We start from the raw sequence: 19,108 nt of genomic DNA, 5'->3' as shown, positions 1-19,108 counted from the left end.
TTTAACCTGTATACCCTACGCACAAAGCAGTAAAACGTGCACAAAGGCATATTTGTAACGGAAGGTTCGGCAAGAAAATGGGAACGCAGGAAAATCACATCAAGGATCTGCTGGTCTGGATTGAGGACAATCTGACTAATCCGCTGTCATTGGATATTGTGTCCGCCAAATCAGGCTACTCGAAATGGTATCTGCAGCGGCTGTTCAAGAAGCAGACCGGTCTGTCGCTGGCATCGTATATTCGCGCACGACGTTTGTATCTGGCTGCTTTCGCGTTGCGTTTCACGCGAAAGAGCATTCTTGATATTTCCGTAGAATATCAATTTGATAACCAACAAACCTTTTCCCGCTGTTTCAAAAAGCACTTTGCCGAATCCCCCAGCGTCTACCGCCATGCCCGCAAGCAGGATTTCAGCCATCTGGTGCGTTCGCTGTCCGCCGGTCAGCCTGGCGATATTAAGGTCGATCGCGTCACCGTTGATAAAGGCCAGTATCTCCTCAGAGGGAAAAATTACGCCTATCACCTGGACATCGAACATCTGGATAAGTCGCATCTGCACCTGCGCAGCGGGATCAAAGAGAATTTCTACAAGCTACTCGGCGGCCGTCCGCCGTTGATCTACGCGCTGACCCATTTGAGTCCGGATGGGGAAAGGGTCAGGGTGGATTATTCTCTCGGTGTTGAGGCGGACAGTTCGGTCAATGCCGTTCCCGAGCTGGAACCGCTGCCGGACATCTACGGCGATTTTTGCCGCTTTTGTTATTCCGGCAAGCCGGTGGCGCTGAACGACCACGTGGTGCAGATATACACTCAGATATTGCCGGAGCTAGGCCTGGCCCGCAGGGAAGGGCCTGACCTGACGTTGTTCAGATATTCGCTCAATGAGCGGGAGGAGCTGCATCTGGAGCTTCAGCATCTGGTACCCGTAATTCCTCTGGACTGAAAGGCCGGGCCGCCGCGCGATTTTTCTGTTGCACGATATCGGCCATTACCGCCAGGGCGATTTCCGCCGGGGTTTTACTGCCGAGCGGCAGCCCAATCGGCGCGTGAATACGCTCCAGCTCTTGTGGGCTGAACTCGGCAATCTGCTGCAGGCGCTGGCGGCGGCGTGCGCTGTTGCGCAGCGAGCCCATGGCACCGATATAAAATGCCGGGGTGTGTATGGCCTCCATCAGCGTCAGATCGTCCATCCGTGGGTCGTGAGTCAGCGCCACGATGGCGGTGTTGGCGTGGCACCCGCCGTCCTCAATAAATTTGGCCGGGAACTGGCGCAGCAGCGTCACGCCGGGCCGGAGCTGGGGGGCGAAGTTATCCAGCGCCTCCGGGCGGTTTTCACACACCAGCACTTCGAACCCCAACGAACCGGCGAAATCGGCGCAATACAGTGCCACGCTCGATAACCCGGCAATCAGCAGGCGCGGTGCAGCGGCGATATTCAGCGTGATGTGTTGCCCATGGCGTTCCACCTGGGTGGCGCTGGCGAAGTCGGTCAGTTCCAGGTTGCGGCAGGCATCGGGCAAGGTCAGGCGTTTGACCAACGCGTGGTGTCCGTCCAGTGCGCCGGCGATTTTTGTCAGGTAGCCGATGCTGTCGTCACCGGCCGGCAGGTATTCAATCAGCACGTCCAGCACACCGCCGCAGGGCAACGCCACGTTCGGCTCCAGGCCGCCCTCACCGTAGCGGATCACCTGGCTGGCCGCCAGATACTCCCCGGCCGCCACGCGCCGCAGAAAATCCTCTTCCACGCAGCCCCCGGACAGCGAGCCGCAGTAATGCCCGCTCTGAGTTGCCGCCAGCAGCGCGCCTGGCGATCGCGGCGAGGAGCCGTAAGTATTCAGTACGGTACACAGCCACACCGGCTGCTGTTTCAGCCAGCTTATCGCCTGGCTGACCACGGTGATATCAAGATGCTGCATAGATGATTTTACTCGCTGGCCGGTAGCTGTGACGGAAGATCAATATCCTGCACGACGCTTGCCCGATCAAGAGGCAACAGATAAACCGCTTCCCCTTGCAGCAGTTCACGTGCGCCATTATCACCGCGCAACTGGCAAAGCCTTTTGCGCAATGGAGCGGCAAAGCCAACCGGGTGGCCAGGCCGTTGGCCGAAACAGGGGCGAGCTATCGCATGATCTTGCAACGCGTTGGCGACCAACCGGAAGATGTCCGGCGTGACGAACGGCATATCCGCCAGATGGATCAACCAGCCTTGCCAGTGCGGCGTAGCGCCAACGCCGGCGGCAATGGAATCCCCGAGACCCGCGCTGGCGATCAGCGTGACCGGCACCTGATACGCGGCGCAAACCTCCTGTACCCACCGGTTATCCGGCCGGGTGACGACCCATATCGGCAGGCCGGAGGCCAGCGCCTGGCGCAAGGTATGTTCAAACAACGGGCGCCGACGACCCGCCTCATCCGCAAACTCAGCGTTTAATTTGTTGCCTGCGCCACCGGCCTGCGAGAAACGTTCCCCACGCCCGGCGGCGGCGATCACTATGCCAGTTGTCATCTGCTCTGCCCGAATTTGCGCAACTATTGATAACCTTAGCGCCAATGCGTGTTTTTAATATGTGTTTTTGTTGAAAACAGGATGTTAATCATCACATAATTTTGGCTATAAGCATATGCTTATGACGTCTACGGCAAGGTCGTCAGCGTTTGCGCAACAACACCGCGAACACAAAAAACAACAATAAAGAAGTGAAGGACTTTTTATGAGCAATTTCAACTCGTCACGGCGTCGCTTTATCAAAAGCGCCGTGATAGCGGGGGTGTCCGTCTACCTCGCCCCCCTCTACAGCCGCGCCTACGCCGCGTTGTTTGAACAGAAGATTCTTCAGTCGCCTAACTGGGACGCCCATGAGAAACGCGTGCGTTTCCGTATTGACGGCCGTGCCAAGGTCATGGGTCAGAAGGTGTTCGCCCGGGATATCCGCGCGGTCGATATGCCGCACTGGCCACAAAAGCAGGCGCACGCCTTTATTCTGCGCGTGACCAAGGCCGACAGGCTGTTTACGGGCCTCGATCTCTCGTTGTTGGGAGACGACCTGCAGCCGGATCGTTTGGTGACGGCGGAAGATTTGGCGCGCGACGGCCTGGCTTTCCCGGCGTTTTATGGCGACGACATGCTGCTGCCCGCAGGCAAGACGCCGGCCTATCTGGGGCAAGCGGTGGCGATCCTGATTTATCACGACTTTGCTCGCTTCCGCTTTGCCAAGGACAAGCTGAAATTCCGCGAAGATACCCTCAAATACGGTGCCGAGACCGGCCCGCTGGAGCGCGATCCCTGGGGCACCTTCCGCTATGTGCGGGTGGGTGGCGACCAGCCGTTCGATGACGATCGTTTCTCCAGCCTGAAAGACACGCCGATTTTCCCGGTGTCGATGAGGAAACACCTGCCGGTCTGGCCGGAAGGCCGCGAAGGCGGCAAGCTGGATCAGGAAGGCATGCATTATGCCGGGATGATTGCCGCAGAGCTGCAAACGCCGCCGGATGATTGGCTGGTACTGTCGCGCCGTTATACCACGCAGTCTGTCGATACTTCGGCGCTGGAGCCGGATAACGCCAACGGCTGGTTCGATGAAGCGACGCAAACCCTGCATCTGGTGGTGCCGACCCAGTCGCCGCAGGAAGTGGCCGACGAAATGCCGCGCATGCTGGCTAAACGCAACCCGCCGGTGAAGCAGTTGATTTTGCACCCGTGCTACACCGTCGGTTACGGTTCGAAAGATCACTTTAACTTCCCGTACTACGGCGCGGTGGCGGCGATGTATGGCGACGGGCACCCGGTACGCCTGGCCAATGACCGTTTCGAGCAGTTCCAGACGGCGCTGAAACGCCACGCTTTCGACATGAATTACCGTATTGCGGTCAATCGCCAAACCGGCGTACTGCAATCATTCCACGCAGAGATGACGGCAGACGGTGGTGGCCGCAGCAACTTTACGCCGTCGGTGGTGATGGTGGCGGCGACGGCGGCGCAGTCGATTTACTACTTCCCGAAAAGCGATTTGTCTGCGGTGGGATTGGCTTCGCGTGCTATCGACGCCGGTTCGGCACGCGGCTACGGCACGCTGCAAAGCATGGCCGCCACCGAGATGATGGTGGATGAACTGGCTGCCGAACTGAAGATCGACCCGATCGAGTTCCGTTTGCGCAACGTACTGAAGTCCGGCATGAAAAACACCCAGGGCGCTATTCCTGCCGGCGCTATTCGTGCCGATGAAGTACTGGAGAAGGCGGCGAAGCACGAGATGTGGCTGCAACGTGCCCAGCGCAAGGCGGAGTTCGAGAGCAAGAACCCGGGCAAACGCTACGGCGTTGGCTTCGGTTGCGTGCAAAAAGACTTCGGCACCGGCGCGGAAACCTCCTTTGCTCGCGTCGAGCTGGGGGAAGACGGGCGCATCATGCTGCATCACAGCGGCGCAGAGATGGGGACCGGCATGTCGACTTCACAGTCGGTGCTGTGCGCACAGTGGCTGGGCAAACCGGCGGATGAGGCGCACTTTTCGGTGACCGACTGGTCAGTACTGCCGATGATCGCCAGCGGCGATCCTTACATCATGTCGCAGGCCGAGCAGGATCAATTGCAAACCAACCCAGCCTGGACGCCAAGCTACTGTTCGCCGTCCAGCGCCAGCAACTCGGCGTATTACTTTTCCCACAGCACGCGCGAAGCGGCCCGGCTGATATTCAACCACGGCTTGTGGCCGGCGGCGATGGCGCTGTGGCAGGTGGGTATCGGCGGCGGCCAGGCGGCGCCGCTGGTGGTGCGCAGAGAGGACGCGCGCTGGGTAGAAGGCGGGCTGACCGCCGCCGGAATGGCGGTGTTGAGCCTGGAGATGTTGGCGAAAAAAGCCTACCAGATGGGCGGTATCACCGGTGCAGCGGTGCACGTGTTTAACCGTTGGCAGTGGGCGGAGGCGGATTTCACGCTGAGCGGTAACGGTGAGCGCCTGCCGATCGACGGGTTGGCGGTACGCAATGCAAATGGCGAGTTCAAAACGCTGCCGCGCACCCAGGTCTATTATCCACCGACCCAGCGCAATAACGCGGCGGTGACCTATTACAGCGCCGTCGGCACCTTGGCGGAAGTGGCGGTGGATATCGCCACCGGCCAGGTGGAACTGCTTAACCATCATTCGATCATGGAGTGCGGCAACCTGATTGTGCCGGAACTGGTTTCCGGCCAGCTGCAGGGCGGGCTGGCGATGGGCATCGGCCATGCGTTGCACGAATATTTACCCTTGTACGAAGACGGGCCGGGTAACGGCACCTGGAACTTTAACCGTTACCACCTGCCGCGCGCCAGCGATGTGGCGGTCTGGAAGCAGACCGGTGACATCCTGCCCGCGCTGTCGGAAACCGATCCGCCAAAAGGCATGGCCGAAGTGGTGATGATCCCGGTGGTCGCCGCGTTGGTTAACGCCATCGCCCATGCCACTGGCCACCGTTTCCGTGATTTGCCCGTTCGTGCAGAAAATATTCGTGAGGTATTACAATGAGCATTAAAACCCAGCCGATCTCCCTGACCGTCAACGATAAGCAGTATGGCCCGATCGAGGTGCCGGAAGGGCTGATGATGATCGACTTCCTGCATGAATATCTCGATCTGACCGGTTCGCGCCTGGGCTGCGGGCAGGGCATTTGTCACGCCTGCGTGGCGATTGTCGATCACCCGAGCGGCACCAGTGAGGAAGTGCGCACTTGCATCACCGGCGCGCACTTTTTCAGCGGCAAGAAAGTGCGCACCGTCGAAGGGCACGCCAGGGTGGATGAACACGGTGAGGTGGTCGAGCTTTCACCGATCCAGCAGGCCTTTCTCGAACATTACAGCTTCCAGTGCGGCTACTGCACGCCGGGCTTCGTCAACGCCGCCACCCTTTTTGTGGAAAAGCTCAAGCGTGAACCCATTGCGCGCGAGCAGCTGGAAAGCGCCATCGAGCAAGCGCTGGACAACCATATCTGCCGCTGTACCGGTTATGTGCGCTACTACGAAGCGGTGCGCGACGTGGTGTTGAAGACGCCGGGTCTGGTGAAGGAGACGGCGCGATGAAAAAACGTCTCGCACTGTTGATTCTGCTGGTGGCGATTATCGTTATCGCCTTGTTGTGGTGGCGGGAAAACCGCCGCTACGACGGTCCGGTGCAGCAGGTGACCGCCAGCGCCGAACAAATCGTCCGGGGGCGCTATCTGGCCCAGGCCGCCGACTGCGCAGCCTGCCATACCGCCAGCGGCGGCGCACCTTTGGCGGGCGGCTATCCGTTGGATACGCCGTTCGGCACAATTTATGGCAGCAACCTGACGCCGTCGGCCGACCACGGCATTGGCCGCTGGACCAAAGACGACTTCTTCCTGGCGTTGACCCAGGGCGTGGCACCGGGCGGACGCCATCTCTACCCGGCGATGCCTTATACCTCGTATAAAGGGATTTCGCGCCAGGATGCCGATGATATTTATGCCTATTTGATGACGCGCCCGGCGGTGGACGTCGCCATCCCGGAAAATGCCATGCCGTTCCCGTTCAACCAGCGCATGGCGCTGATTGGCTGGAACCTGTTGTTCCGCAACCAGGATCCGCTGCCGGCCAGTTCGCAGGGGACTTCGGCGCAGTGGCAACGTGGCCGCTATCTGGCGGATACGCTGGGGCACTGCGGGGAGTGCCATACGCCCCGCGGCATGCTGGGCCAGATGGATCTCGGGAAACCGATGCAAGGCGGCGAACTGGGGCGCTTTATGGCGCCGGACATTACTCCGCACGGGTTGGCGCAACGCGGTTGGACGCCGGACGACCTGAACCGCTTCCTGGCAACCGGCATTGCGCCGCAGGGCAGCGCCTTCAGCGAAATGCATATGGTGGTGGATCTCAGCACGCGTCATTTGACGCCGGAGGACCATCAGGCGTTGGCTACCTATCTGATGGGTGAGCAACCGCCGGCCGCGCTGCCGGTAAAAGTGGGGCAGGGCAGCGATGCCGGGCGCATCAGCTATCTGGATCAATGTTCCGGCTGCCATGCACGTGAAGGCGAGGGTAAGCCGCATGTGGCGGTCGCGATGCGCGATAACGCTACGCTGCGCCAGCCGGACGCCAAGAATCTGATTGTCTCGGTGCTGGACGGTTTGCCGGCGCAGCAGTTCCCCAACGGTGAAAGCATGCAGAGCATGCCGGCCTTTGGTGCGCGGCTGGATGATGCGCAGGTGGCTGAACTGGTGAACTATCTGCGTGTCACCTGGGGTGGGTTGCCGGGCGATATCACTGCCGAGCAGGTTAAGAAGCTGCGAAATCAGCCTTGATCAAGAAGGGGCTCAGCGTGTTGAGCCCCTTTTACTCTACTAACGATTATCCGCCGGCGGTTCACCCAATACCGGCATGCCTTCTTCATCCCACGCTATCGGTTTAATCCGCGCATGACGATTGGGGTCATAGAGCGGATCGCCCTCGATTTCCGTGTAATTGCGCGCATGGTAAACCAACAGATCCCGGCCCTGCTCGTCGAGGGTAAAGCTGTTGTGTCCGGGGCCGAATTGGCGGTTTTTGGCGCTGGTGCGGAATATCGGTTGACTGGCCTTGTGCCATTGGGTTGCGTCGGTGATGTCGCTATCGATATCGGCCCAGAGCAGCCCGATGCAGTAATTTTCATCGGTGGCGCTGGCGGAGTAGCTGATAAATATCCGTTGGCCATGAGTAATCACCGCAGGTCCTTCATTCACCTCGAAACCCACGATTTCCCAGGGGAGCTCCGGCTTGCTGAGCAGCACCGGTTTGCCCTTTAGCGTCCACGGATTTTCCATCTCCGCCAGGTAAAGATTGGAGTTGCCGCTGATGGCCGGATCCTTTTGCGCCCATAAGTAATAATGTTTGCCGCGATGCTCAAAATGGGTGGCGTCGAGGGAGAAGCTGTCGATGTGGCTGTATATCCTGCCTTTTTCTACCCATTCCCCGGTTAACGGGTTGGCTGCGCTGCATTCCAGCGCAAACATGCGATGCTGGAACAGGCCATCTGCAATGTCGGGGCTGTGGGCGGCGGCAAAATACAAATACCACTTGCCGCTGATAAAGTGCAGTTCCGGCGCCCAGATCAGCGCGCTCATTGGCCCTTGCTGCGGCTTTCGCCATACTACCCTAGCTGTGGCCTGCGGCAGTTCGTCGAGGCTGCGCGCCCGGCGAAGCTCCAGGCGATCGTATTCCGGCACCGAGGCGGTGAAATAGTAATAGCCATCGCTGTGGCGCAAAATAAACGGATCGGCCCGCTGTTCGATAAAGGGATTAGGGTAGTCTCGCATTACGGGCTCCTTACGGGTGTTTGGTTTCTAGCTGCTGCTCACGATAGTCGGCCAGTTCCTGGTAATTGACCCGGCGCTTTTCCAGATCGATCTGAATCTGCTGCATCAGTTGGCGATCGACCTTCAGCAGGCGCACTACGCCTGCGGTGATCAGATAGCCAATGCCCGGGATCACGGTGAACAACAATACGATGCTATTCAGTGCACTGGCGCTTTGGCTGGCCGCATCTGCCTGATAACCGGAATACGACATCAGGAAGCCCACCATGGCGCCGGCTACCGCCAGCCCGACCTTCAGGAAGAACAGATTGCCGGAAAAGCTGATGCCGGTGATGCGCTTGCCGGTTTTCCACTCGCCATAGTCGTCCACGTCGGCCATTAACGACCAGTGCAGCGGTGAAGGGATTTGATGCAAGATATTCAGCAGGAAATAGGCGACCACGATTAATGAGGTCAACTGAGGGTTGAGGAAGTAAAAACCGCAGGAAAACGCCGCCAGCACGATATTGGTCCAAAAGAACACTTTCAGTTTGCAGAAGCGGTCGGTCAACGGCTTCGCCAATGCGCTGCCGATCATCATGCCGACTACGCCCAGCGCGATAAACAGGCTGGCGAATGAGGTTGACTGCTGCATGACGTAGGTCACGTAATACATGGTGGCCGCCATGCGGATAAACCCGGGGCAAACGTTGCAAAAGGTCAGCAGCAGAATGCGTACCCATTGGTCATTTTTCCACACGTCTTTCAGATCGGACTTGAGCGCGTCGTGGGTCGGCACGGCCGGGCGTATACGCTCTTTGACCGTGGCAAAGCAGAACAGAAACATGAACAGGGCGATCAGCGCCAGTACGCCCATCGCCATCTGATAGCCGCGCGCCTTGTCGGCACCGCCAAACCAGTCGGCCATCGGCAGCAGGGTTAGCGAGAGGATGAGCGTCGCAATGCCGACCAGAATAAAACGGTATGACTGGCAAGATACCCGCTCTTGCGGATCTGAGGTGATTACGCCGCCTAATGAACAGTAGGGAATGTTAATGGCGGTGTAGGTCAGCGACATCAAGAAGTAAGTGGCGAAGGCATAGATGACCTTGCTGTTGTAGCTCCATTCCGGCGTGGTGAACATCAACACGCTGAATAATACATAGGGCAGGGATACCCACAGCAACCAGGGACGAAAGCGCCCCCAGCGGCTTTGGGTGCGATCGGCGATGGCGCCCATAATAGGATCGGTAACCGCATCCAGCACCCGAACCGAGAGCAGCAGAATGCCGACCAGCGCCGGAGTCAATCCAAAGATGTCGGTATAGAAATAGTTGAGAAACAACATAATCGCGCCACCGATCATGTTGCAACCGGCATCTCCCATGCCATAGCCAATCTTTTCTTTTATCGATAGGGCATTGCTCTTCATGGACATTTTCTCCGTGGCGGCAGGATCTGACTGAGTGGCAACGATTATTGTCCCGGCAGGGGGCGAGTTATCAGAAACTATTGGTTGTAGAGATGGACAAACCGGGCGTGGCGAAGAAACTGTGAGCCAGTTGGCAAAATTGAAGGACAATAAAATGGCCCGCATTTGCGGGCCATGTTGATGTTAATGCGGTTTATCAGCGGCTGGCGGTGCTCGCCGCGCGCTGGCTGCGCTGTTTGATGACGTAGCCGATGGCCAGAATCGCCACCCATACCGGGATCAGCAGCACCGAGATTTGGATACCTGGCGTCAGGTACATGATCACCAGAATACCGGCCATAAACGCCAGGCACAGGTAGTTGCTGAACGGATACCAGAATGCCTTGAACTTCGGTTCTACGCCTTCACGGTTCTTGGCCGCGCGGAACTTCAGGTGCGCCAGGCTGATCATCGCCCAGTTGATCACCAGCGCCGATACCACCAGCGCCATCAGCAGCTCGAAGGCGCGCCCTGGGATCAGGTAGTTGATCAGCACGCAGAAGGCGGTGGCAATGGCGGACACGCCGATGGCGATCACCGGCACGCCGCGACCGTCGACTTTCAGCAGGCTTTTCGGGCCGTTGCCTTGTTGCGCCAGGCCGTACAGCATGCGGCTGTTGCAGTATACGCAGCTGTTATAGACCGACAGCGCGGCAGTCAACACCACGATATTCAGCACCGTTGCCACCACGTCGCTGTTCAGCGCGTGGAAGATCAGCACGAACGGGCTACCGCCTTCAACCACTTTGCCCCAAGGGTACAGCGACAGCAGAATGGTCAATGAACCGATATAGAAAATCAGAATGCGGTAGATCACCTGATTGGTGGCTTTAGGGATGCTTTTCTGCGGGTTATCGGCTTCGGCGGCGGTGATGCCCACCAATTCCAGACCGCCGAACGAGAACATGATCACCGCCATCGCCATCACCAGCCCCATGATGCCGTTCGGGAAGAACCCGCCCTGTGCCCACAGATTGGTTACGGTGGCTTCCGGGCCGCCCATGCCGCTGAACAGCAGGTAGGCGCCGAATACGATCATGCCGATAATCGCCACCACTTTGATAATGGCGAACCAGAATTCCATCTCGCCATACACTTTCACGTTGGCCAGGTTGATGGCGTTAATCGCCAGGAAGAACACCGCGGCGGACACCCAGGTCGGGATTTCCGGCCACCAGTACTGAACATAGATGCCGACCGCGGTCAGTTCCGCCATCGCCACCAGCACGTACAGTACCCAGTAGTTCCAGCCGGAAGCGAAGCCGGCGAAGTTGCCCCAGTATTTATAGGCGAAGTGGCTGAAGGAACCGGCAACCGGCTCTTCCACCACCATTTCACCCAGTTGTCGCATAATCAGAAACGCGATGAAGCCGCCAATGGCATAGCCGAGAATGACCGACGGGCCGGCCATTTTGATTGTTTGAGCGATACCGAGAAACAGCCCGGTACCAATTGCGCCACCTAGGGCTATAAGCTGAATATGGCGGTTTTTCAGGCCGCGTTTCAGCTGGTCGCCTTGCTGTTGACCATCCATCAATGAAACCCTCTGTCGTTGCAGAATACTCACATGCTGTAAAGCAGTGGTTACGATGTGTGTTTTGTTTTATTTACGGCGTTATAGCTATTAATTCCACGGAGCCGCTACCGTTTGGCAAAGAATAATGTTATGCGCGTCAGTTTGCACCTGCTTTATTCTGTGAGTGATTAAGATTTCAGCAGTTTAGGAAACAAAATGCGGGTTGTGTGACGACAGAGGGGATCCGATGCACGAAATAAGCAGCAAATCACACAATACGCAGAAATAACGTAGATAGGATCCCCTGGTGGCGGTGAAATAGTAATCAGCTTCATGCCGGACATAGGATGCAAATAGCTATTCGTTAAAGCTTAATAAACATGCAATAAAATTCTGCCTTTGATGCTTCAGTCTTCATGTCGGGACGCAGCCTCTAAAACGTTAAATCAGAAACCTACCTCGTAAATGGTATTACCAACGGTGAGTTACCGGTTTGCAGCAGGCCGGATAGCGAAGTGTTAACCGGATATCGAGGTGTTAAAATGTGCGGGGAATCATGATTTCGAACGAGGCTCATATGGACAGGAGGTGAATACTTTGTTACTTTACCGTCACGTTTTTGAAATTGGTATTACCAATTGACTCCGCGCCATTCGCAGAGAAGAATTCACCCATGGCCTACAGCAAAATCCGCCAACCCAAGTTGTCAGACGTTATCGAGCAGCAGCTCGAACACCTGATCCTCGAGGGAACGTTGCGTCCAGGCGAAAAGTTGCCACCGGAGCGCGAACTGGCGAAACAATTTGATGTTTCCCGTCCTTCTCTGAGAGAGGCCATCCAGCGCCTGGAAGCTAAAGGGCTGCTCCTGCGCCGTCAGGGCGGCGGCACCTTTGTACAAACTAATCTGTGGCAGAGCTTCAGCGATCCGCTGGCTGAACTGCTGGCCGACCATCCTGAATCACAATTCGATCTGTTGGAAACTCGTCATGCCCTCGAAGGCATCGCTGCCTATTATGCGGCGCTGCGCGGTACCGACGAAGATCTGGCGCGCATCCGCGATTGCCATATTGTGATTCAGCAGGCCCAGGACAGCGGCGATCTCGACGCAGAAGCCGACGCGGTCATGCAATACCAAATCGCCGTGACCGAGGCTGCCCACAACGTTGTGTTACTGCACCTGTTACGCTGTATGGGGCCGATGCTGGAACAGAACGTACGTCAGAACTTTGAATTGCTCTACTCGCGCCGTGAGATGTTGGCAAAAGTGAGCAGCCACCGCGCCGGGATTTTTGAGGCGATTGTGGCACGCGAGCCGGAAAGGGCCCGCGAAGCTTCGCACCGCCATTTGGCGTTTATCGAGGAAATATTGCTGGATCTCAGTCGGGAACATACCCGGCGCGAGAGGTCGCTGCGGCGTCTCCAGCAACGCAAGGATTAAGAACGGTTCTCTTCAGGGTACACCAGCCTGCGGGGTTTACGTTCGGAATGCTTATTTAAGCATTTAAGCGGCAACTAAACTGATGGGCCTGTCTTCGTGTGTTTTGCTTCAGAACACAGGAAGACAGGCTCCAAACAAACCATTAGACAGATAAGGAATACCACCATGTCAGAACGTTTAAACAATGACGTGGATCCGATCGAAACCCGCGACTGGCTGCAGGCGATCGAATCGGTCATCCGTGAAGAGGGTGTTGAGCGAGCTCAGTTTCTGATTGATCAGGTATTGGGTGAAGCCCGTAAAGGCGGTGTTAGCGTTGCAGCCGGTGCTGCCGCCAACAACTACGTCAACACCATCGCGGTGGAAGACGAACCTGCTTACCCAGGCAACCTGGATCTGGAACGTCGTATCCGTTCAGCCATCCGCTGGAACGCGGTAATGACCGTTCTGCGTGCATCCAAGAAAGATCTGGACCTGGGCGGCCACATGGCTTCCTTCCAGTCTTCCGCGACCTTCTATGAAGTCTGCTTCAACCACTTCTTCCGTGCGCGCAACGAGCAAGACGGCGGCGATCTGGTTTATTTCCAGGGCCACATCTCTCCAGGCGTTTACGCACGAGCCTTCCTTGAAGGCCGCCTGACCGAAGACCAAATGAACAACTTCCGTCAGGAAGTTCACGGCAAAGGCCTGTCTTCTTACCCGCATCCGAAACTGATGCCGGAATTCTGGCAGTTCCCGACCGTTTCCATGGGCCTGGGCCCAATCAGCGCCATCTATCAAGCGAAGTTCCTGAAATATCTGGAACACCGTGGCCTGAAGAACACCTCTGCTCAAACCGTTTACGCCTTCCTGGGCGACGGCGAGATGGACGAACCTGAATCCAAGGGCGCGATCACCATCGCTACCCGTGAAAAACTGGACAACCTGGTCTTCGTCATCAACTGTAACCTGCAACGTCTGGACGGCCCGGTCACCGGTAACGGCAAGATCATCAACGAGCTGGAAGGCATCTTCGCCGGTGCAGGCTGGCAGGTTCTGAAAGTGATTTGGGGCGGACGTTGGGATGAACTGCTGCGTAAAGACACCAGCGGCAAACTGATCCAACTGATGAACGAAACCCTGGACGGCGACTACCAGACCTTCAAATCCAAAGACGGCGCTTACGTACGCGAGCACTTCTTCGGCCGCTTCCCGGAAACCGCCGCTCTGGTCAAAGACATGACCGACGACGAAATCTGGGCGCTGAACCGTGGTGGTCACGATCCGAAGAAAGTCTTTGCTGCACTGAAAAAAGCGCAGGATACCCAAGGCAAACCAACCGTGATCCTGGCCCATACCATCAAAGGTTACGGCATGGGTGAAACCGCGGAAGGTAAAAACATTGCTCACCAGGTGAAGAAAATGAACATGGAAGGGGTTCACCACTTCCGCGATCGTTTCAACGTGCCGGTTGCCGATGCTGACATCGAAAAACTGCCGTACATCACCTTCGAGAAAGAGTCTGAAGAGTACAAATACCTGCACGAACGCCGTCAGGCGCTGAAAGGTTATGTGCCGACTCGTCTGCCGGCCTTCACCCAGAAGCTGGAAATGCCGGCTCTGGAAGACTTCAGCTCACTGCTGGAAGAGCAGAACAAAGAAATCTCCACCACTATCGCTTTCGTACGCGCCCTGAACGTGATGCTGAAGAACAAGTCGATCAAAGATCGCCTGGTTCCAATCATCGCCGACGAAGCCCGTACCTTCGGTATGGAAGGCCTGTTCCGTCAGATCGGTATCTACAGCCCGAACGGCCAGCAGTACACTCCGCAGGACCGTGAGCAGGTTGCTTACTACAAAGAAGACGAGAAAGGCCAGATCCTGCAGGAAGGCATCAACGAACTGGGCGCAGCCTCTTCATGGTTGGCCGCAGCGACTTCCTACAGCACCAACGATCTGCCGATGATTCCGTTCTACATCTACTATTCGATGTTCGGTTTCCAGCGTATCGGTGACCTGTGCTGGGCAGCGGGCGACCAACAGGCGCGCGGCTTCCTGATCGGCGGGACTTCCGGCCGTACCACCCTGAACGGTGAAGGTCTGCAGCACGAAGACGGCCACAGCCACATTCAGTCTCTGACTATCCCTAACTGTATCTCTTACGATCCGGCTTACGCATACGAAGTGGCTGTAATCATGCATGACGGCCTGGTCCGCATGTACGGCGACGCGCAGGAAAACGTCTACTACTACATCACCACGCTGAACGAAAACTACCACATGCCGGCCATGCCGCAGGGTGCAGAAGAAGGTATCCGTAAAGGTATCTACAAGCTGGAAACTCTGGAAGGCAGCAAAGGTAAAGTGCAGTTGCTGGGTTCAGGTTCCATTCTGCGTCACGTGCGTGAAGCTTCGCAGATCCTGGCGAAAGACTACGGCGTGGGTTCTGACATCTACAGCGTGACTTCCTTCACCGAACTGGCGCGCGATGGCCAGGACTGTGAGCGTTGGAACATGCTGCACCCAACCGAAACCCCACGCGTGCCTTACATCGCTCAGGTGATGAACGATGCGCCTGCGGTTGCGTCTACCGACTACATGAAGCTGTTCGCAGAACAGGTTCGTACTTACGTTCCAGCCAGCGATTATCGCGTTCTGGGTACTGACGGCTTCGGTCGTTCAGACAGCCGCGAAAATCTGCGTCACCACTTTGAAGTCGATGCTTCTTACGTTGTGGTTGCTGCTCTGGGTGAACTGGCTAAACGCGGTGAAATCGAAGCTTCTGTGGTAGCTGATGCGATTAAGAAATTCGACATCAACCCAGAAAAAGTCAACCCGCGTCTGGCATAAGAGGTACAGAAGAATGTCTATCGAAATCAAGGTACCGGACATCGGTGCAGACGAAGTGGAAATCACCGAAATTCTGGTGAAAGTGGGCGATAAAGTTGAAGCTGAACAATCGCTGATCACCGTTGAAGGTGACAAAGCTTCCATGGAAGTCCCGTCCCCGCAAGCGGGCGTGGTGAAAGAGATCAAGGTTTCCGTCGGCGATAAAACCGAAACCGGCAAACTGCTGATGATCTTTGAAGCAGAAGGTGCGGCAGCTGCCGCACCAGCCGCCAAAGCGGAAGAAAAACCGGCCGCAGCACCTGCTGCTGCACCGGCTGCCGCTGCTGCCAAAGACGTTGCGGTACCGGACATCGGTGCCGACGAAGTTGAAGTGACCGAGATCCTGGTGAAAGTGGGCGACAAGGTGGAAGCCGAGCAGTCCCTGATCACCGTGGAAGGCGACAAGGCTTCAATGGAAGTCCCTGCACCCTTTGCGGGCATCGTGAAAGAGATCAAAATCGGCGCCGGCGACAAAGTGAAAACCGGTTCCCTGATCATGGTCTTCGAAGTGGCCGGCGCAGCTTCTGCTGCCGCTCCGGCTGCGGTTGAGGCCCCTGCGGCTCAAGCCGCACCGGCTGCCGCTGCCGCCAAAGACGTTGCCGTGCCGGACATCGGCGGCGACGAAGTAGAAGTGACCGAAGTGATGGTGAAAGTGGGCGACAAAGTTGCCGCTGAGCAGTCGCTGATCACCGTTGAAGGTGACAAGGCTTCTATGGAAGTGCCGGCACCGTTCGCAGGTACCGTGAAAGAAATCAAAATCAGCGCCGGCGACAAAGTGAAAACCGGCTCTCTGATCATGGTGTTCGAAGTTGAAGGCGCGGCACCAGCCGCCGCTCCGGCCCAGAAAGCAGAAGCTGCACCGGCTCCGGCCAAGCAGGAAGCCGCTGCGGCCGCTCCAACTGCCAAAGCGGAAAGCAAAGGCGAGTTCGCAGAGAACGACGCTTACGTGCACGCAACCCCGGTAATCCGTCGTCTGGCGCGTGAATTCGGCGTAAACCTGGCGAAAGTGAAAGGCACCGGTCGTAAAGGCCGCATCCTGCGCGAAGACGTCCAGACTTACGTGAAAGACGCGGTTAAACGTGCGGAAGCGGCTCCAACCGCTGCTGCCGGTGGCGGTCTGCCAGGCATGCTGCCATGGCCGAAAGTGGACTTCAGCAAGTTCGGTGAGATCGAAGAAGTCGAACTGGGCCGCATCCAGAAGATTTCGGGTGCCAACCTGAGCCGCAACTGGGTGATGATCCCGCACGTGACTCACTTCGACAAAACCGATATCACCGATCTGGAAGCGTTCCGCAAGCAACAGAACGATGAAGCGGCCAAACGTAAGCTGGACGTGAAGTTCACCCCTGTGGTGTTCATCATGAAAGCCGTCGCCGCCGCTCTGGAGCAGATGCCGCGCTTCAACAGCTCTCTGTCCGAAGATGGCCAGAAGTTGACGCTGAAAAAATATATCAACGTCGGTGTTGCGGTTGATACGCCAAATGGTCTGGTGGTTCCGGTATTCAAGGATGTGAACAAGAAAAGCATCACTGAGCTGTCCCGCGAGCTGATGGCTATCTCCAAAAAAGCGCGCGACGGCAAGCTGACCGCAGGCGAAATGCAGGGCGGTTGCTTCACCATCTCCAGCCTGGGCGGTATCGGGACGACTCACTTCGCGCCTATCGTCAACGCGCCGGAAGTGGCTATCCTGGGCGTCTCCAAGTCCGCTATGGAGCCAGTCTGGAACGGTAAAGAGTTCGTGCCGCGTCTGATGATGCCAATGTCGCTCTCCTTCGACCACCGTGTTATTGATGGTGCAGATGGTGCGCGCTTTATTACCATCATCAACAATATGCTGGCTGACATTCGCCGTCTGGTGATGTAATGAAAAAAGGGCGCAGCATGCTGCGCCCTTACTACTTCAGTAGCAGTTTTGTCGGTTTTTGCATGACTCGACAAAATTGTTGAGACACGGGTCACTTCGAACGCGCTTTGCAGATTATTAACAATTCTGTAAACTGCTCGCGGTGTAAGCGTCCCGGTGGATGAAGGGCGTTATGAGATCGATTAGCAATAAAAATGACGTCTGACCCGCCGGACAATCAATTAAGAGGTCATGATGAGTACTGAAATTAAAACTCAGGTCGTGGTACTTGGGGCGGGCCCGGCAGGTTACTCTGCTGCCTTTCGTTGCGCTGACTTAGGTCTTGAAACCGTTCTGGTTGAACGTTATTCCACGCTGGGCGGTGTTTGCCTGAACGTGGGATGTATCCCTTCCAAAGCACTGTTGCACGTTGCCAAAGTGATCGAAGAAGCCAAAGCGCTGGCCGAGCACGGCATCGTTTTCGGCGAGCCGAAAACCGACATCGACAAAGTGCGCGTCTGGAAAGAAAAAGTCATCAATCAGCTGACCGGTGGTCTGGCTGGCATGGCTAAAGGCCGTAAAGTTAAAGTCGTTAACGGTCTGGGCAAGTTCACCGGCGCTAACACCCTGGTCGTTGAAGGCGAAAATGGTCCTACTACCATCAACTTCGACAACGCCATCATCGCCGCAGGCTCCCGTCCGATCCAACTGCCATTCATTCCTCATGAAGACCCGCGCGTGTGGGATTCTACCGATGCGCTGGAACTGAAAACCGTCCCTGAGCGTCTGCTGGTGATGGGCGGCGGTATTATCGGCCTGGAAATGGGTACCGTATACCATGCGTTGGGTTCACAGATCGACGTGGTCGAGATGTTTGACCAGGTGATCCCGGCTGCCGACAAAGACGTGGTGAAAGTCTTCACCAAACGCATCAGCAAGCAGTTCAACCTGATGCTGGAAACCAAAGTGACTGCGGTAGAAGCCAAAGAAGACGGCATCTACGTCACTATGGAAGGCAAAAAAGCGCCTGCAGAACCACAGCGTTACGACGCGGTGCTGGTAGCTATCGGCCGTGTGCCGAACGGCAAACTGCTGGAAGCGGGCAAAGCCGGTGTGGAAGTTGACGAGCGTGGCTTTATCCGCGTCGACAAACAGCTGCGTACCAACGTGCCGCACATCTTCGCTATCGGCGACATCGTCGGTCAACCGATGCTGGCGCACAAAGGCGTGCATGAAGGCCACGTTGCCGCTGAAGTTATCGCCGGCATGAAGCACTACTTCGACCCGAAAGTGATCCCATCAATCGCTTACACCGAGCCGGAAGTTGCATGGGTGGGTCTGACCGAGAAAGAAGCGAAAGAGAAAGGCATCAGCTATGAAACGTCCACCTTCCCGTGGGCAGCTTCCGGGCGTGCTATCGCTTCCGATTGTGCAGACGGCATGACCAAACTGATCTTCGACAAAGAAACTCACCGTATCATCGGTGGCGCGATTGTCGGCACCAACGGCGGCGAGCTGCTGGGCGAAATCGGTCTGGCTATCGAGATGGGTTGTGATGCGGAAGACATCGCGCTGACCATCCATGCTCACCCAACCCTGCATGAATCCGTAGGCTTGGCGGCAGAGATCTTCGAAGGCAGCATCACCGATCTGCCAAACCCGAAAGCCAAGAAGAAGTAATTCTCCGGCTGATAAGGTTGAAACAGCGG

13 protein-coding genes are annotated in these 19,108 nt (G+C 56.8%); 8 read left to right on the top strand and 5 right to left on the bottom strand.

The features are described from left to right. Positions 1-77: 77 nt before the first annotated feature. A complete protein-coding gene (locus ACUTSW_RS22920; RefSeq protein WP_445585451.1) occupies positions 78-944 on the top strand; it encodes a helix-turn-helix domain-containing protein in 867 nt (288 codons plus the stop codon). On the opposite strand, the gene ACUTSW_RS22915 is transcribed toward ACUTSW_RS22920, so the two are convergent. Together ACUTSW_RS22915 and ACUTSW_RS22910 are read right to left on the bottom strand one after the other, a co-directional pair. Next, on the bottom strand, positions 880-1,917 hold the full coding sequence (locus tag ACUTSW_RS22915; RefSeq protein WP_445585450.1) for an XdhC family protein: 1,038 nt from the start codon (positions 1,915-1,917) through the stop codon (positions 880-882). The genes ACUTSW_RS22920 and ACUTSW_RS22915 overlap by 65 nt on opposite strands. An 8-nt stretch (positions 1,918-1,925) precedes the next feature. Beyond that, complete coding sequence (locus tag ACUTSW_RS22910) at positions 1,926-2,510, bottom strand: nucleotidyltransferase family protein (protein ID WP_445585449.1); 585 nt, start codon at positions 2,508-2,510, stop codon at positions 1,926-1,928. A 205-nt stretch (positions 2,511-2,715) separates the two neighbouring features. Between ACUTSW_RS22910 and ACUTSW_RS22905 the strand changes: the two genes are divergently transcribed. The 3 genes from ACUTSW_RS22905 to ACUTSW_RS22895 are packed head-to-tail and all read left to right on the top strand — an operon-like array spanning position 2,716 to position 7,294. Further along, the gene (locus ACUTSW_RS22905; protein ID WP_445585448.1) at positions 2,716-5,505 is read left to right on the top strand and encodes a xanthine dehydrogenase family protein molybdopterin-binding subunit; all 2,790 of its coding nucleotides are present in this window, start codon (positions 2,716-2,718) and stop codon (positions 5,503-5,505) included. Beyond that, a complete protein-coding gene (locus ACUTSW_RS22900; RefSeq protein ID WP_062868614.1) occupies positions 5,502-6,056 on the top strand; it encodes a (2Fe-2S)-binding protein in 555 nt (184 codons plus the stop codon). Before ACUTSW_RS22905 ends, ACUTSW_RS22900 begins: the two co-directional genes overlap by 4 nt. Beyond that, positions 6,053-7,294: a c-type cytochrome gene (locus ACUTSW_RS22895; protein ID WP_445585447.1), complete on the top strand. Its 1,242-nt coding sequence runs from the start codon at positions 6,053-6,055 to the stop codon at positions 7,292-7,294. Before ACUTSW_RS22900 ends, ACUTSW_RS22895 begins: the two co-directional genes overlap by 4 nt. 39 nt (positions 7,295-7,333) lie before the next feature. On the opposite strand, the gene ACUTSW_RS22890 is transcribed toward ACUTSW_RS22895, so the two are convergent. The 3 genes from ACUTSW_RS22890 to ACUTSW_RS22880 all read right to left on the bottom strand — a co-directional run bounded on the left by ACUTSW_RS22890 (position 7,334) and on the right by ACUTSW_RS22880 (position 11,268). Next, positions 7,334-8,284, bottom strand: a complete 951-nt coding sequence (locus ACUTSW_RS22890) for a glycoside hydrolase family 43 protein (protein WP_197929617.1) — start codon at positions 8,282-8,284, stop codon at positions 7,334-7,336. Positions 8,285-8,294: 10 nt separating this feature from the next. Further along, entirely contained in the window at positions 8,295-9,695 is a 1,401-nt protein-coding gene (locus ACUTSW_RS22885) for a glycoside-pentoside-hexuronide (GPH):cation symporter (RefSeq protein ID WP_062868608.1), read from the bottom strand. Between the two features lie 196 nt (positions 9,696-9,891). Further along, positions 9,892-11,268 carry an amino acid permease gene (locus ACUTSW_RS22880; RefSeq protein ID WP_445585446.1) on the bottom strand — a complete coding sequence of 459 codons (1,377 nt, stop codon included), beginning with the start codon at positions 11,266-11,268 and terminating at the stop codon, positions 9,892-9,894. Between the two features lie 655 nt (positions 11,269-11,923). Here ACUTSW_RS22880 and pdhR point away from each other — a divergent pair. The 4 genes from pdhR (at position 11,924) to lpdA (ending at position 19,079) form a co-directional block, all read left to right on the top strand. Then, the gene (gene pdhR / locus ACUTSW_RS22875) at positions 11,924-12,688 is read left to right on the top strand and encodes a pyruvate dehydrogenase complex transcriptional repressor PdhR (protein ID WP_004947949.1); all 765 of its coding nucleotides are present in this window, start codon (positions 11,924-11,926) and stop codon (positions 12,686-12,688) included. Positions 12,689-12,853: 165 nt separating this feature from the next. Next, the gene (aceE, locus tag ACUTSW_RS22870) at positions 12,854-15,517 is read left to right on the top strand and encodes a pyruvate dehydrogenase (acetyl-transferring), homodimeric type (RefSeq protein ID WP_013814466.1); all 2,664 of its coding nucleotides are present in this window, start codon (positions 12,854-12,856) and stop codon (positions 15,515-15,517) included. Between the two features lie 13 nt (positions 15,518-15,530). Beyond that, entirely contained in the window at positions 15,531-17,420 is a 1,890-nt protein-coding gene (gene aceF / locus ACUTSW_RS22865; RefSeq protein ID WP_445585445.1) for a pyruvate dehydrogenase complex dihydrolipoyllysine-residue acetyltransferase, read from the top strand. A 234-nt stretch (positions 17,421-17,654) separates the two neighbouring features. Further along, on the top strand, positions 17,655-19,079 hold the full coding sequence (lpdA, locus tag ACUTSW_RS22860) for a dihydrolipoyl dehydrogenase (protein WP_004947933.1): 1,425 nt from the start codon (positions 17,655-17,657) through the stop codon (positions 19,077-19,079). The last annotated feature ends 29 nt before the right edge of the window (positions 19,080-19,108 follow it).

This window comes from Serratia sp. TSA_198.1 (assembly GCF_052686505.1).
This window is presented reverse-complemented; position numbering and strand designations above follow the sequence as displayed.